The following is a 14,702-nucleotide window of genomic DNA, read 5'->3' as shown; positions in this document are numbered from 1 at the left end:
GCCGCCCCCTGGCGGGCCCGCCACACCCAGCGGGCCGGCGCCCGACGCAGCCGGCAAGCCGGAGGGTGGGGCGCCGGCCACCGGCGAGGGTTCGGCGGCAGCCGGCGCCGCGCCAACCGGCTCCGGGGCGACCGGCTCCGGCGAGGTCACCGAGGTCGACACCTCGCTGGGCTCGGTCGACCCGCGGGCGAGCGGCGTCGAGAGCCTCTCCGGCAGCCAGCGGCAGCGCAGCGTCAACGACTCGCACTCGATGCTCTTCGGCGACCAGATCGGCCGGGACAAGGTCGTGGTCATGCTCGGCGGCCGCGAGCCGGCGCCCCTGCAGACGCCACCGGCCAACCTGACGGCCCTGGTCCGGCACGCGTTCGTGAGCCCGGTCGACTGGGACGGCGTGCAGACGGCGTCCAAGAACCGGCGGGTCATCGTGCTGCGGGCCGGCGACGGCCACGGGCGGACCGGCGCGGCGATCCGGCTGCTGCAGTCCCCCTCGGACCGGCGCGTCTTCACCCTCGACCGCAACGTGGACCTGCACCAGTTCGGCCAGTGGCTGGAGGCGGACGCGGCCGGACCGGACCCGCTGCCGCGGACCGCCGGTTTCGTGCTCTGCGAGCCGGCCTCCTGGACCGACCTGCAGGCGTGGGTCCTGGAACGGCTCGAGGCCACCCTGGAACGCTACGACGCCAAGCTGGTCATCACGGTGCCGGCCGACGCCCAGGTCCCGGACCAGGAGCTGATGCCGTACATCCAGCCGCTGAGCGCGGGCCCGGAGCCGATCGAGGTGCTGACCCGGCACCTGGCCTGGTGGCTCGACTCGGAGGACCTGGCCGACCGGGTGCTCACCGAACCGGCGCTCGCCGCGTTCGTGAAGGACGTGCTCGCCGCCGACCAGTCGATGCGGACCGCGGCCGGGCTGGCCGACCTGATCGCCCAGCAGTGGGACGGCGTCACCATCGACCTGGACCGGCTCACCACCCGGTGGAAGGCCCGGACCAGCGAGGACTTCGAGATCTGGTTCGGCGGGCTGAGCGACGTGCGGACCCGCTGCCTGGCCATCGCCCTGGCGGTGCTCAACGGCCTGCCGTACGAGAACGTGGTGCACGGCGCACTGCGGCTGTCCGAACTGCTGGACGGCCCGCCCGAGCCGGGCCCGGTCGGCACCGCGCCCCGGCCGCCGTGGCGGGATCCGTTCGCCGGCACCCGGCGGCAGGTGCTCCGGCTGCTGCGCGCCCAGATCCGGCCGACGACCGTGCGCACCGGTTGGGGCGCGGCCCCGGCCGAGGTGATGGAGTACGACATTCCCGGATACGCCCGGGACGTGCTGGAGAAGGTCTGGCGGGAGTACCAGATCCAGGACAACCTGCTGGTCTGGCTGCGGGACCTGACCGAGAACCGCTCCGAGGAGGTGCGGATCCGGGCAGCCACCGCCCTCGGCCTGCTGGCGACGCACGCCTTCGACTACGTCTTCGGCCGCACGCTGCGCCCGATGCTGATCGACGGCGACATGTGGTGGGTGCGCGACGCGGTGGCCGACGCGCTGCGGGTCCCGGCCGCCGACCCTCGGCTGCGCCCGCTGGTGGAGGCGGCGATCATGCCGTTCTACCGCAACGAGTCCAACCGGATCTGGCAGGCCGGCGCCGCCCGGGTGCACGGTTTCGCGCTCGGCCAGCAGGATCCGGAACGCGCGCTCACCACCCTGGAGCGGCTCGTGGTGATCGACGACCGGCGGGTCGCCAAGAGCATCGCCGACAGCCTGGGTGAGCTGCTGCTGGCCGACGAGGCGAACGCGACCCGGGTGCTGAGCCGGTTGTGGAGCTGGCTCAACGACAAGAAGCGCAGCCTCGGCGGCCACTTCGTCTTCCTGCTGCTGGCCCAGAACCTGACCGGCGAGCCGCCCGGCGCCCGCCCCGACTCGTGGCCGAGACTGCTGCTGCTCGCGGTCCAGCAGCGCAACCTGCGCGACGGGCTGGTCGGCATCTGGCAGCTCGTGCTGCGGTCGCGGGCCCTTCCGGAACCGACCGAGGGCGTCCTGGCCGGGTGGGCCGACATGGCCGAGGCCGACGAGGGCGTCCGCGACGCCTTCACCCGGATGCTCGCCGCGATCCCCCCGGTGGTGGGCCAGAACGACCGGACCGAAGGCCTGGTCCGCTACCACATCAAACAGTGGCGCTCGGCGGACAACCTGGTGCCCAAGCGCAGCACAGCGGACGCGGCCGAGGCCGCTCTCAACGCGAGGATCGGTGCCCGATGACCAACCCCCTTCCGCTGATCGTGAGCGAGACGCCGGTGCCGCGCGGCCCGTTCAAGCCGGAGGCGTCCCGCTCGCCCAGCGTGGCCACCGTCTACGCGACCGGTACCGGTGACGTCGTCTCCTTCCAGGGCAAGCCGGTCGGCTGGTGGCAGCGCAGCCGCTCGGCCTTCCAGACCCGCTACGACGTGGACATGCGCGAGCACCACCGCACCGTCGAGCTGCGCAGCAAGCCGCTGCCGTCGCGCGGCGACGTCTACTTCTTCATCGCCACGGTGGACGTCAGCTTCCGGGTGCACGACCCGGAGGAGATCGTCCGGCGCGGCGTCCAGGACGCCCTCCCGCTGGTCTACGGCCACCTGGTGCACGTCTTCCGCAGCATCACCCGGGGCTTCGACATCGAGCAGTCCACCGAGGCGGAGGAGGCGATCCGCCGCCGCTTCGCCGGCGAGGTCCGCCTGCAGCAGGGCATCACCATCCTCGGGGTCGCCCCGCAGCTACGACCGGACGAGGCCGCCAGCGAGTTCCTGAAGGCGAAGGTCGAGGCCGTCCGGGAGCTGGAGCGCAACAAGCTGAAACAGCAGGTTGCCGTGCAGGACGCGATCAACCAGGCGCAACTGGGCGAGATCGGCCAGATGGCCCGGCTGAAGGCCGCCCAGAACGAGCACGCGGCGCTGGCCAAGGGGCCGCTCACCGCCATGGACATGGCCCGCGAGCATCTGGTGCGCCATCCGGAGGACACCGAGAAGGTGATGCGGCTGCTGATGGAGCACGAGAGCGCGATGCTCGAGCGCGAGGACGCGAACAACGTGCGGACCACCGAGTTCGTCAAGTTCATGATGCAGCAGGGCAACATGCATCCCGGCGACTTCGAGCCGTTCCTGGCCGGCGCGGCCAACCGGATGGGTGTCGGCGGGCCCACCGCGGGACCGGCGATCGCCGCGCCGCCCGGCACGTCGACGTGGGGCGCCGAGCCGGCCGCCGAGCAGCCCGCCCCGGTGATCCTGCAGCAGGACCCGGCCACCAAGGTGTGGCGGCCGGCCGACGGCGTGCAGCCCGTCTACCTGCTGGTCGACGAGTCGGCGAACGCCCGGCCGTACCTGGACGATCTGACCGACGGGCTGCGGACCCTGCTCGACGGGCTCACCCACGCGCCGGAGGTGGCGCCGGCGATCCGGCTCTCCGTGCTCGGCTACGCCGGTCAGGTGGCGATGCGCCGGCAGCTGGGCGAGGTGGACGCCGGCAGTCAGGCGCCGTGGATCACCAGTCAGGGCGGCGCGGTCAGCTACACGAACACCTTCGAGAGCCTGCTGTCGCAGATCACCCCGGACGTCGAGGCGCTCAAGGAGCAGGGGCTGAAGGTGCTGCGGCCGATCGTGTTCGTGCTGGCCGCGAGCCCGGCCGCGGAGTCGGACGCCTGGCTCGCCGCCCACCGCCGGCTGGTCGACACCACCTCGCACCGGTACGCGCCGTACATCATCGCCTGCGGGGTCGGCGACGCACCGGCCACCCTGGTCTCCCGGATCGCCACCAACCCGGAGTTCGGTTTCGTGATGGCGCCGGGATCCGACGCCCACACCGCCATCGAGCAGTACTGGCAGGCGCTGCTGCGCAACGTCCTCGCCTCGGGACGGTCGCTGATCGAGGGCCGGCCGCAGCTGGCCTTCGAGGCGCCGCCGAGTTTCCAGCCGGCCGGTCACCCGTCCCACTGACCCCATCCACCGGCGGCCCCCGCCGCCGTGAGCGAAAGGCCTCGCATGCCGGAGAACAGCGGAAATCTGCTACCGATCTACGTCGTGGCGGACGAGTCCGCGTCGATGGACGAGCACATCGACGACCTCAACGACGGGCTGGCCCGCCTGCACGAGGCCCTGCTCGCCGAGCCCATGGCGGCCGCCAAGGTGCGCTTCTCGATCCTCGGGTTCTCCGACGACGTCCAGGTCCGCCTGCAGCTGGCCGACCTGCGCCGGGAGACCGCTCTGCCTCGGCTGACCTGCCGGAACATGACCGTCTACGCCCGGGTGTTCGAGGACCTGCGGGCCCGGATCCCGGACGACGTCAGCGCCCTCAAGGGGCAGGGCTACCGGGTGCACCGGCCCGCCGTCTTCGTGCTGACCGACGGCCAGCCGACCGACGGCGACGCCTGGCTGGCCCAGCGGGACCAATTGGTCGACCGGCAGGTGACGCCGGCCGCGCCGAACATCATCGCCTTCGGCATCGGCAACGCCCAGCCGGCCACCATCCTGCGGGTCGCCACCCAGCAGGACTACGCCTTCGTGGCGATGTCGGAGGTGGACATCAGCGCCGCCATCGCCAAGTTCTGCAGCGCGCTCACCAAGAGCATCGTCCACTCCGGGCGCACGCTGGGCTCCGCCCAGCCGTCGCTGGTGGTGGAGCGCCCGCAGAACTTCACGATGGCGATCGACGTGGTCTGAGATGAACCTCTGGCGCTCGCTGAAATCTCTCCTCTTCCCGGTGGTGGACACCGTTCCCGGTGAGCAGGCGGTTCCGGCGCGGGGCACGGCCCGGCCGTCCGAGACGGCCGGCGGCTCCGGGGGCGGCGGCCTGCACCGGGCCGATTCCGGGCGCCGGCCGGAGAGCGAACCCGAGCTGCCGGACGTGGACAGCCGCGGAACCGTCTATCCCCAGCAGCGGAGGCCGGAACCGGTCCAGGAGGCCGACCTGCGCGAACGGGAGCGGCGGGAGCTCGAGCGGCGGGAGCGGCCCTCGCCCTGGGAGCCGGTCGTGCTGGAACGGCCGGTCAGCGAGACCGCGTGGCGCACCCGGCCGCCGGAGTCCACCACCTACCGGCCGGACTGCGTGACCGACGGCTGGTCGACCGGCTTCTTCACCATCCGCGCCGCGTCGGTACGCGGCTACGAGCACCGTTTTCGCGGCACCCCCCGGCAGGACGACATCGCCGTGGCACACCACGAGGCCACCGGCACCGTGGTGTTCGCGGTCGCCGACGGGGTCTCCGACGCGCCGCTCTCGCACATCGGCGCCACCTCGGTGTGCCGCAGCGCGATCAACGGCATGCTCGCCGCCCTCGACGGCCCGGAGGTGGAGGTGGACTGGCAGGGCCTCCTCCAGCAGGCCGCCTGGCAACTCTGCGAGCAGGCCAGACTCAGCCTGCGCCTGCCGGAGGTGGACCCGCGGGTGGCCGACGAGCAGATGGCGACGACGCTGGTCGCGGGGCTGGTCCGGCCCCTGCGGGAGGGACCGGTCGTCGAGGTGGTCCAGGTCGGTGACAGCTCCGCCTGGATTCTTCAGCAGGGCGGCTATCAGCGGCTGCTGCGGACCAAGCACAGCGGGGACGGCGCGGTCTACAGCTCGGCGACCGACGCCCTGCCGCGGGTGCCGCAGGTGAAGGCGAGCACCGGCGTGCTGACGCCCGGCCAGGTCCTGCTGGCCGGCACCGACGGCTTCGGTGACCCGCTCGGTGACGGGGACGGCGTGGTGGGCGACCACTTCGCGCGGGCGCTCGCCGAGCCACCGCCGATCCTCAAGTTCGCCCACGATCTCGACTTCTCCCGGGAGACCTTCGACGACGACCGGACGTTGTTCGTGCTGTGGCCGCACTGGCCGAAGTGGCGGTGATCCGTGCTCGGGGACGACGTGCCGACGGTCGGCCGGGACACCCTTCAGCCGCTGGTCAAGGTGGGTGAGGGCGGGCAGGGCACGGTGTACCTGACCGACGCTGTCAAGATCAACAAGGTCTGGCCGGTGGCATACAAGGAGTACCTGCCGGACACCACCTTCGACGCGTACCTGTTGCGGGAGATGGTCGGCTTCGTGCCGCGCCTGAATTTCGACAGCGGCAGCTGGCTGTTCGAGCACGCCGCCTGGCCCGCCGCGCTGGTGCAGGACAACGGCCGGCCGTCGGGATTCCTGATGCGCCGCATCCCCGACCGGTTCCGCCGCGCGTGGGGCGAGGGTGGCACGGACGCGCCGGCCTCCCTGCAGTACCTGCTCAACCCGCAGCCCTTCCTGCTGCGCAAGGGCATCGCCATCGACGACCACGGCCGGTTGCTGCTGCTCACCCGGATCGCCGACGCGCTGGCCCGGCTGCACAGCCTGGGCATCGTGGTCGGCGACCTGTCGCCCAACAACCTGCTCGTCGACCTCGACGACCCGGAGTGCTTCTTCATCGACTGCGACGCGATGCGGCTGCACGGGCAGGACGTGGTGACCCAGGTGGAGACGACCGAGTGGCAGGTGCCGCGGCCCGGCCGGGAACCGGTGGCCACCCGGGCGTCGGACTCGTACAAGTTCGGGCTGCTCGCGGTCCGGCTGTTCGCCCAGGACCAGATGGGGCAGGACCTGACGGCGCTCACCGCGGTGTCGCCGGACCTGGCCCGCCTGGCCCGGTTCACGCTGCAGCCCGACTCGACCAAGCGGCCGGCGCCCGAGGCGTGGCTGCCCGCACTGCAGGCCGCGATCTGGCGCGTCCCGGCCGCCCCGGCCGCCCCGGCCGCCCCGGCCGCCCCGGCGCCCGCCCAGTACGTTCCGCCGCCGTCCACTGCCGTCCCGCAGACGCGGACCCAGACGCCGCCGGCGCCACGGCAGGAACGCTCCCCGGTCGGAACCGCCCTCGTAGTCCTGCTGGTGATCGCCGGCCTCATCGCGCTCCTGCTGTCCGTCACCTGACCGAGCCGCACCGCATCGACGACGGTCACCCCGCAATACGATGAGTCCATGACGCTCGGCCATCCACGGGAGCCGTTCTGGTACGCGCTGAGCGATTCCCAGCGGATCGCCCTGCGTGACATCGCCACCCACCGCTACTACGACCCGGACACGGTGATCTGCCGGGAGAACGAGACCAGCGACTTCGCGATCATCGTGCTCGACGGCTGTGTGAAGGTCTCCGCCCACGCCAGCCACGGCTACCAGGCGATCCTCGGCCTGCGCGACGCCGGCGCGCTGCTCGGCGAGCAGGCCGGCACGGACCGCTGCCCGAGATCCGCCACCCTGACCGCGCTGACCCTGGTCGAGGCGCTGATCCTGCCGGAGCCCGCGTTCCGCGCGTTCCTGCAGCGCCATCCGGACGTGACGGCGATCCTGCAGCGCACCATCTCCGGCCGGCTGCGCGAGGCGGACCGGCACCGCGCGGCGGCCGGCGGCGAACCGACCCCACAGCGGCTCGCCGCCCTGCTGCTCGACCTCGGCCGGCGGTACGGCTCCCGCACCGCCTCCGGCGCGATCCTCATCGAGCTGCCGCTCTCCCAGGAGGATCTCGCCGGCCTGGTGCTCACCTCGCACCGCACCATCGGCCGGATCCTGGAGCTGTGGCGCGAGCGCGACTACGTGGTGACCGGCCGCCGCAAGATCCTGATCTCCGCCGAGGACGAGTTGCGGCGGATCGCCAACGGCCAGACTCAGATGTCGCGCTGAGTGAACTGCGGCTGGCCGTACTCGACGGCGATCGGGAACCACAGCCGCTCCACCTCGGCCTTCGCCTTGCGCGCCTTCGCCGACTCGGCGTCGCCCCGTTTCCGGTCGGTGCTCCGGCGCGCCTTCGCACCGCACTTGCCGCGCTCCATGACCTGCGCCCACCGCCGGTACGCCACATCCGCCGCCCGCGAGTGGGTGAACGCCTCCGTCATCCGCGCCCTCAGCTCCTCGCCGGACGGGAGCTCGCCGACCTCCAGCTGTTCGACCCGGTCCAGCCCGACGCCCCGGTTGACCGCCGCCTTGCGCAGCCGGGCGGCCGCGCTGTTCAGCCGCTTGCAGTCGATCACGTCCTGGACCGCCGCGTTCACCTGCTTGCGGTCCTGGGCCGAGTCGGCCAGCAGGGCGGCCACCGCGGCGGCCTGCGCGGTCGGGTCACTGCCGGCGGTGGCCGCCTCGATCGTCTCGCGCACCCAGTCCTGACAGGCGGAGAGCTGCGGGACGCCGTAGAACAGCACCGCGGACACCATCGCCAGCCGGAACACCCAGCGGAACCGGAAACGGCGGCGGGGGCGTACCGGTGCCTGCACGACCTGGACCGGCGTCGGCGCCGGCGCCGGCGTGACCAGCGCCTTGCGCAGCGCCCTCTCCCAGTCGCGCAGCGACGGCCGGCGCCGCGGGCTCGCCGACAGCGACCGCCTGGCCAGCGCGTACACCGCGGGACCGGCGCGCCGGACCGGCGCCGGGTCGGTGGTGCTCTGGTCACCGGCGAACAGCCGGACACAGAGCAGCCCGAACTTGTACGAGTCGCTCTGCTTCGTGGCGGGCTGCTCGTCCGGCCGCGGCACCTGCCAGTCGTCGGTCTCCACCGGCGGCAGAACCGTCCCGCCGCGCACCCGCATCGCGTCGCAGTCGATGAAGTGGCAGCGCAGCGGCGGGTTCCAGCTGAAGTAGAGGTTGTTCGGCGACAGGTCACCGACGGCCACGTCGAGCCGGTGCAGCACCGCCATCGTGGCCGCCACGTCGGTGAGCAGCTCCAGCCGGAACCGGTCGTCCACCGGCAGCTCGCGCGCCGCCAGATACTGATCGTCGTTGAGCAGCAGCTGCACCTGCCCGGGCAGGTCCCGGTAACCGCTGAGCAGCCGCACCCGGACCAGGAAGTCCGGCGGCAGGCGCTCCATCAGGAAACCGCAGATCACCCCGTTGCGGCTGACCAGGTGGACCGGCCAGGCGGCGTGCCGCTGCAGGTGGGCGCGCTGCTCGCCGTCGAGCGAGTGCAGCAGCCCGACCAGGGAGGCGAGCACGCCGACGTCCACCTCGCCGAGGAGGTCCGCCCGGTACTCCTTGAACACGAACGGGGGCCGCATCGGCACCGCGAACACCCGCCCCTGCCCGCCCGAGCCGATCTCCTCGCCGAGCGGGCCGAGCGCCTCCACCGGGATCGCCTCGCCGATCGGATCCATTCCCGCGCTGCCACCTCCTCCCGGTCACCCTGGCCGTCCGGCCGCCGTACCACCACGCCATCTGGCAGGCAGCGTCAGCCGCCGGGCGGCGGCCGTCGCTCGACGCGATGCGCGGCGTGCGCCGGCAACGCGGCGGCAAGCAGGTCGTCCAGGCCGGGCAGCGGCCGGTCACCGGGAACCACGACGGTCACCCACGGCTCGCCCACCGGCGCGGGGTCCGCCGGATCGGCGGACCAGGTGGTCCCCGCGCTCTCCAACACCTCCACCGGTACGCCGTAACGCGCGCTCAGCAGACGGGACAGCCCCTCGGCGGTGCCGTGGCGGAGCCGGCCGGTGATGAAGTCGGCGAGCAGCCGGCGGGCCTCGTCCTCGCCGGCGGTCTCCGGGCCGGGAAGCTCGGCCAGGGCGCACATCAGTCGCAGCGGCTCGGTGGGGAGATCGGCCGGGGACACCCCGGGAGGCATCCGGTCGAGCAGGTCACGGACCGGGCGGGTCAGCTCGGCCACCGTGCCGGTGAGCGCCGCCGAGGGCTCGGCGGCCGGCAGCCGGTGACCGACGGTGAGCACCCACACCGGGCGGCCGTCGACGACCACGCGCTGGAAGCGGTCGCGGTCGGCGGCGTCGACCAGCCCCTGGTGGACCTCGCCGGACACCACGAGGGTCACCGCGGCGGTGCGGGCGATCCGCAGCACCGGCTCGGCCGCCACCATGCGGGCGGTGCTCTGCAGCGGTTCGCCGTACCAGTTGCGGCCGTCGTGCCGGCAGAGGCCCACCGCCAGGGCCGCCCGGATGCCCGGGCCGGCCGCCACGGCGGCGAGCGCCTCGGCGAGCGCGCTCGGCAGCCAACCCGGCTCGCACAGGAAACGGACACCGCCCGGCCACACCGGACGGTCCACCACGGACCACTCCGGAGCGACCCGGCCGAGGACCGCGCGGACCGCGTCGGCGAGGGCGGCGCGGGCGGGCGGCGGGTCGCCGGCCGTCACGGTCAGAACGGCGAGAGCTCTCTCCTGCGCCACCGCACCATTCTGTCGGCAGCCCCGCCGGTCACGCAGTCCTCCGACCGGCTGCCGTCCCGCGAACGTCTCGGCGAGCCCGATCGTGTCCGGAAGTTTCGGCGCACGTGAGCTGCGAACTTCCGGACTGAACCGGTTGAGGTTTCCGGAACATGTCGGTAGCGTTTCGACTGGCGTCGATGCGTATCGGCGTCTCCAGACGTCCCCACTGGAACCGAGGCGATCCCCATGAACCGTCCCCGCACCACCGTGGCCGCACTGGCCGCCGGCCTGCTCGCGGCCGGCACGATCCTGGCCCTCTCCCCGTCCGCCGAGGCGGCGTCCACACTGGGCGCGGCCGCCGCCGAGAAGGGCCGATACTTCGGCACCGCGGTCTCGCTCAACAGGCTGAGCGACTCGACCTACTCGAGCATCCTCAACCGCGAGTTCAACTCGGTCACGGCCGAGAACGAGATGAAGATCGACGCCCTCGAACCACAGCAGAACCAGTTCAACTTCACCACCGCCGACCGGCTGATCACCCGCGCCAACGAGATGGGCGCGAAGGTCCGCGGCCACACCCTGGCCTGGCACTCGCAGCAGCCCGAGTGGATGCGGAACATGAGCGGCACCGCTCTGCGGTCCGCCATGCGGAACCACATCACCCAGGTCATGACCCACTACAAGGGAAAGATCGACTCCTGGGACGTGGTGAACGAGGCGTTCGACGACGGCAACGGCGGCCGCCGTGACTCGAACCTGCAGCGCACCGGCAACGACTGGATCGAGGACGCGTTCCGGACCGCGCGCGCCGCCGACCCGGCCGCCAAGCTCTGCTACAACGACTACAACACCGACAACTGGAGCTGGGCCAAGACGCAGGGCGTCTACAACATGGTCAAGGACTTCAAGGCGCGCGGTGTGCCGATCGACTGCGTCGGGTTCCAGTCGCACTTCAACAGCGGCTCGCCGTACCCGGCCAACTACCGCACCACGCTGCAGAACTTCGCCGACCTCGGCGTCGACGTGCAGATCACCGAGCTCGACATCGAGGGCTCCGGCACCGCCCAGGCCACGACGTACGGCAACGTGGTGAAGGACTGCCTGGCCGTGACCCGCTGCAACGGCATCACCGTGTGGGGGATCCGGGACACCGACTCGTGGCGGGCCAGCGGCACCCCGCTGCTCTTCGACGGCAGCGGCAACCCGAAGCCGGCGTACAACGCGGTGCTGAGCGCCCTCAACGGCGGCACCACACCGTCGTCGCCGTCCTCGCCGTCGCCGTCCTCACCCTCGCCGTCCTCGCCCTCGCCCAGCGGCCCGACCACCCCGGGTGCCTGCTCCGCGACCACCTCGGTGAACGCCTGGACCGGCGGCTTCGTCACCACCGTGAAGGTCACCGCCGGCTCGTCCGGCCTGACCGGCTGGCGGGTCGCCGTCACCCTGCCCGGCGGCAGCTCGGTCACCAACACCTGGAGCGCGTCCGCGAGCGCCACCAGCGGCGCGGTCACCTTCAGCAACGTGAGCTACAACGGCCGCGTCGCCGCCGGCCAGACCACCGAGTTCGGCTTCCAGGGCACCGGCTCCGCCCCGTCCGGCGCCCCCACCTGCTCCGCTGCCTGATCTCCACGTGAGGTTCGGGTGCGTTCCGCGCCCGAACCTCACACACCCGATGCTCTGCGGCCCGACACGGGCCGGGTCCGCCGCCTGATCCTTAATGGACACGGCGGCGGACCCATTCCTCAGCCGTTTCTCCCGCCCGGAAATCTTGCCACAATATGATGAACGGATTGACATCCATCATCTTGTGGGTCATCTCGCCGCGATCTCCGGAAAGGATGATCCGAAAATCGGAGCGAGCGTTGTGAAACAGTGAGGACAGGGATCACGTGGGCGAGGGCAGAGCGACCCGGGACGTCGCGATCAATCTGTTGGCGCAAGCGATCTGGGTGGTGCTCGTCGCCGCCGGCACCGTGATATTCGTGTTCGTCTTCGACACCACCGACGTCGGCGAGGCACTGCAGGAGAGCACCGAAATACCGACGTGGTCCATCCTCGTCGCCGCCGTCACCGCAATTCTCGTGGGATTACTGCTCTTCATCGTCACCCGCAAGGCGTCGGCCGTGAAAGGACGATCGAGCGCCACCAGTGGAAACCTGGCCCTGATGCGCGAACGACTGAAGGTGTCGAAGCAGGACAGGGTGATCAGATCGACCCGGTTCGGATCCTGGCCGGCCGGGGAACGACTCGAGCAGAGGTCCTCCTTCCGCGCCGAACTCAATGAGGCGATCCTCAACGAGGGCGCGGACGTGCGGAGGATCTGGAACGTGAGCTCGGCCTCGGACGTCAGCCGGCTCCGCGAAATGATGAAGAACTACCAGGGCCACCAGAATCACTCGATCCGCCTCTACTTCGACCTGCCCTATCACGCGCTGCCGGAGTTGCTGCTCGTGGAGGGCCGTGGCGCATCGATGTCCTTCCCCTCGACGCGGAACCCGCTGGGCCTGGATTGGATGATCCGCTTCAACCGCAAGGACCTGGTCACCGTGGTCCGGGACTACTTCGACGTCCTGTGGGACCGCGCCGAGCGGATCCTCGACGCCGGCCAGCCGGTGGACGGTTACGAGCGCCGCCTGGAGGCGATGGAGGCAGCGCTGACCTCCCGGAACTCCCCGGGCGGGTCCGGACCGCCACCGAATCCGGAAACGCCCACCTAGGCCGGCGGGCGGGAGAGCCATGCACATCGACGCGGAATTCGAATGGCCGGCGAATCCGATGCTCGCGCCGGACCTGGAGTCGTTGCCGCCACATATCTGGATACGCCTGCACGACCGCCACCAGGTGCAACGCCGGCTCCGGGTCTCGCTGACCGACAACTGCAATTTCGGCTGCTTCTTCTGCCACAACGAGGGGCAGGGCCCGCTCAAACCCGCCCGGATGCCGACGCTCAGCGGCACCGAGATCGTGAGCCTGGTCCGCATCGCGCTGAGCGAGGGCGTCACCAAGGTGAAGCTGACCGGCGGGGAACCCCTGCTCTACCGCGACGGCCCCGACGATGTCGTCGCCCTGGTCGGCAGCCTCGCGGCATTGCGCCGCGCCGGCCCCGCATTCGATCTCTCGGTCACGACCAACGGCTCCCTGCTGCCCCGGTTCGCTGACCGTCTCGCGGCAGCCGGCCTGGACCGGGTCACCATGAGCATGACGACCGTGGACGACTCGACCTTCGGGCGGCTCATCGCCTCCAATCCGCGGCTGCTCGATCTCAGCCTGGCCGGCCTCGCCGCCGCGCGGGACGCGGGGCTGAAACCGCTGAAGCTCAACATGGCGCTCTATCACTCCGCCGAACGATCGCTCGGAAACATGGGCGAACTGCACCGGATCCTGGATATCGCGACCGCGCACGACGTGTCCGAACTCAGACTGTTCACGCTCCTCTGGCACGACGACTTTCCTGCTTTTCAGGAGTTCTATCAATTCTTCTCGCCGTACATGCGAGCTCAACTCACGTCGTTACTCCGACAGTGCGATGTCGTTGCACCGTCAGAAACCGTTGAGATACTGTCTAGGCTCGCCGTATCATTCGCCGATCGACTCTATCCCAAGGTCGAATTCGGCGTTGACCTCGGCTATCTGAAGATCGGTTTCGAGGCAATGAAGTTCGGCCGATTGGCGAATAGATCGAAACTGCAGGAAGGCCCGTACGCCATGCGCATCGCCGCTGACGGAACTCTCCGGGCGACTTTGAGCGGACCCGCCCATTCGGAACTGATCGACGGCGTGCGAAGCGGCCGCTGCGACGAGGAACTGCGCCTTCTGTACCGGAAAGCAGTGGAGGAGATGCCATGACGGCCACGTCGCTGACGATCGCCACGTGGAACATCCTGGGGCGGCAGAATCACCGGACCAGGTCGACCGCCGCGCCCGGAGAGGTCGAGGCCGTCCTGCGTGAGCATCCGGTGGACGTGCTCTGTCTGCAGGAGGTCCATTTCTACGACCGATCGGCCGACGAACAGCTCCTGCGCGAACTCGCCGCGGCCGGCCTGCCGCACTTCGTCGGCCTGCCGCTCTCCGATTCCCATCTGGACGACGACGCCCGGCTCGGCGTCGGTGTCGCGTCCCGGCTGCCGCTGCGCCGCCATGACACCTTCGTGCTCACCAACCCGGGGATCCGCGCCTCGGTGCGCGGAAGGGAATGGATCCTGCACGACAAGGGCATGGTCGGTTGCACCCTCGACGCCCCGGACGGGCAGCGGCTGCTGGTCTACTCCCTGCACCTCTTCCCGTACTTCGAGTTCGGCGTCGCGGAGGACGACGTCCGGGTCGATCAGATGTGGTCGGAGTTCTGGGACTACGCGGACCGCCGGGGCGAGGAGCTGGAGCTGGTGCTCGCGGGCGACTTCAACCACCGGACCCGGGAGCACGCCGCCGCCCGGTGGAGCCGGCGGAAGTGGCAGTTCTGCCTGCCCGACGAGGGCACGACGGTGAGCGGGCTGCCCCTCGACGACTTCGCGCTCAGCTGGTCACCGGCGCACAAGGAGCATCGCTCGGTGCCCACCTTCTCCGACCATCATCTGGTGGTCGTCCGGCTCCAGTTCGACTGACGCC

General features: G+C 71.1%; 11 protein-coding genes and 1 pseudogene. 10 read left to right on the top strand and 2 right to left on the bottom strand.

Annotated elements, in window-relative coordinates; all coding sequences use genetic code 11:
* From AB0F81_RS15570 to AB0F81_RS15545, 6 genes and pseudogenes are all read left to right on the top strand, one after another.
* Nucleotides 1-2,248, top strand: a pseudogene (locus AB0F81_RS15570) (hypothetical protein); the annotation flags it as partial.
* Nucleotides 2,245-3,957 (top strand): hypothetical protein, encoded by a 1,713-nt coding sequence (locus tag AB0F81_RS15565; RefSeq protein WP_360197012.1) that lies wholly within the window; start codon nucleotides 2,245-2,247, stop codon nucleotides 3,955-3,957. The pseudogene AB0F81_RS15570 and the gene AB0F81_RS15565, both read left to right, overlap by 4 nt.
* A gap of 45 nt (nucleotides 3,958-4,002) precedes the next feature.
* Nucleotides 4,003-4,680, top strand: coding sequence for a VWA domain-containing protein (locus AB0F81_RS15560; RefSeq protein WP_360197009.1), 678 nt, complete (start codon nucleotides 4,003-4,005; stop codon nucleotides 4,678-4,680).
* A 1-nt stretch (nucleotide 4,681) separates the two neighbouring features.
* Nucleotides 4,682-5,845 carry a protein phosphatase 2C domain-containing protein gene (locus AB0F81_RS15555; RefSeq protein WP_360197006.1) on the top strand — a complete coding sequence of 388 codons (1,164 nt, stop codon included), beginning with the start codon at nucleotides 4,682-4,684 and terminating at the stop codon, nucleotides 5,843-5,845.
* Between the two features lie 3 nt (nucleotides 5,846-5,848).
* The gene (locus AB0F81_RS15550; protein ID WP_360197003.1) at nucleotides 5,849-6,895 is read left to right on the top strand and encodes a hypothetical protein; all 1,047 of its coding nucleotides are present in this window, start codon (nucleotides 5,849-5,851) and stop codon (nucleotides 6,893-6,895) included.
* 48 nt (nucleotides 6,896-6,943) lie between these two features.
* Nucleotides 6,944-7,642 carry a Crp/Fnr family transcriptional regulator gene (locus AB0F81_RS15545; protein ID WP_360197000.1) on the top strand — a complete coding sequence of 233 codons (699 nt, stop codon included), beginning with the start codon at nucleotides 6,944-6,946 and terminating at the stop codon, nucleotides 7,640-7,642.
* Here the strand turns inward: AB0F81_RS15545 and AB0F81_RS15540 are convergent.
* The gene (locus tag AB0F81_RS15540) at nucleotides 7,627-9,102 is read right to left on the bottom strand and encodes a hypothetical protein (RefSeq protein WP_360196997.1); all 1,476 of its coding nucleotides are present in this window, start codon (nucleotides 9,100-9,102) and stop codon (nucleotides 7,627-7,629) included. The genes AB0F81_RS15545 and AB0F81_RS15540 overlap by 16 nt on opposite strands.
* A 74-nt stretch (nucleotides 9,103-9,176) precedes the next feature.
* Nucleotides 9,177-10,121 carry a hypothetical protein gene (locus AB0F81_RS15535; protein ID WP_360196994.1) on the bottom strand — a complete coding sequence of 315 codons (945 nt, stop codon included), beginning with the start codon at nucleotides 10,119-10,121 and terminating at the stop codon, nucleotides 9,177-9,179.
* 225 nt (nucleotides 10,122-10,346) lie between these two features.
* On the opposite strand from AB0F81_RS15535, the gene AB0F81_RS15530 reads away from it, so the two are divergent.
* From AB0F81_RS15530 to AB0F81_RS15515, 4 genes are all read left to right on the top strand, one after another.
* Nucleotides 10,347-11,720 carry an endo-1,4-beta-xylanase gene (locus AB0F81_RS15530; protein ID WP_360196991.1) on the top strand — a complete coding sequence of 458 codons (1,374 nt, stop codon included), beginning with the start codon at nucleotides 10,347-10,349 and terminating at the stop codon, nucleotides 11,718-11,720.
* Between the two features lie 266 nt (nucleotides 11,721-11,986).
* Nucleotides 11,987-12,814: a hypothetical protein gene (locus AB0F81_RS15525; protein WP_360196988.1), complete on the top strand. Its 828-nt coding sequence runs from the start codon at nucleotides 11,987-11,989 to the stop codon at nucleotides 12,812-12,814.
* A 19-nt stretch (nucleotides 12,815-12,833) separates the two neighbouring features.
* Nucleotides 12,834-13,943 (top strand): radical SAM protein, encoded by a 1,110-nt coding sequence (locus tag AB0F81_RS15520; RefSeq protein ID WP_360196985.1) that lies wholly within the window; start codon nucleotides 12,834-12,836, stop codon nucleotides 13,941-13,943.
* Nucleotides 13,940-14,698 (top strand): endonuclease/exonuclease/phosphatase family protein, encoded by a 759-nt coding sequence (locus tag AB0F81_RS15515; protein ID WP_360196982.1) that lies wholly within the window; start codon nucleotides 13,940-13,942, stop codon nucleotides 14,696-14,698. The genes AB0F81_RS15520 and AB0F81_RS15515 overlap by 4 nt, the downstream gene beginning before the upstream one ends.
* Nucleotides 14,699-14,702: the final 4 nt, after the last annotated feature.

Origin of the sequence: Actinoplanes sp. NPDC024001, from assembly GCF_040638955.1 — a bacterium.
GTDB lineage: Bacteria > Actinomycetota > Actinomycetes > Mycobacteriales > Micromonosporaceae > Actinoplanes.
Note: the sequence above shows the minus strand (reverse complement) of the source record. Positions and strands in the feature narration are given on the sequence as shown.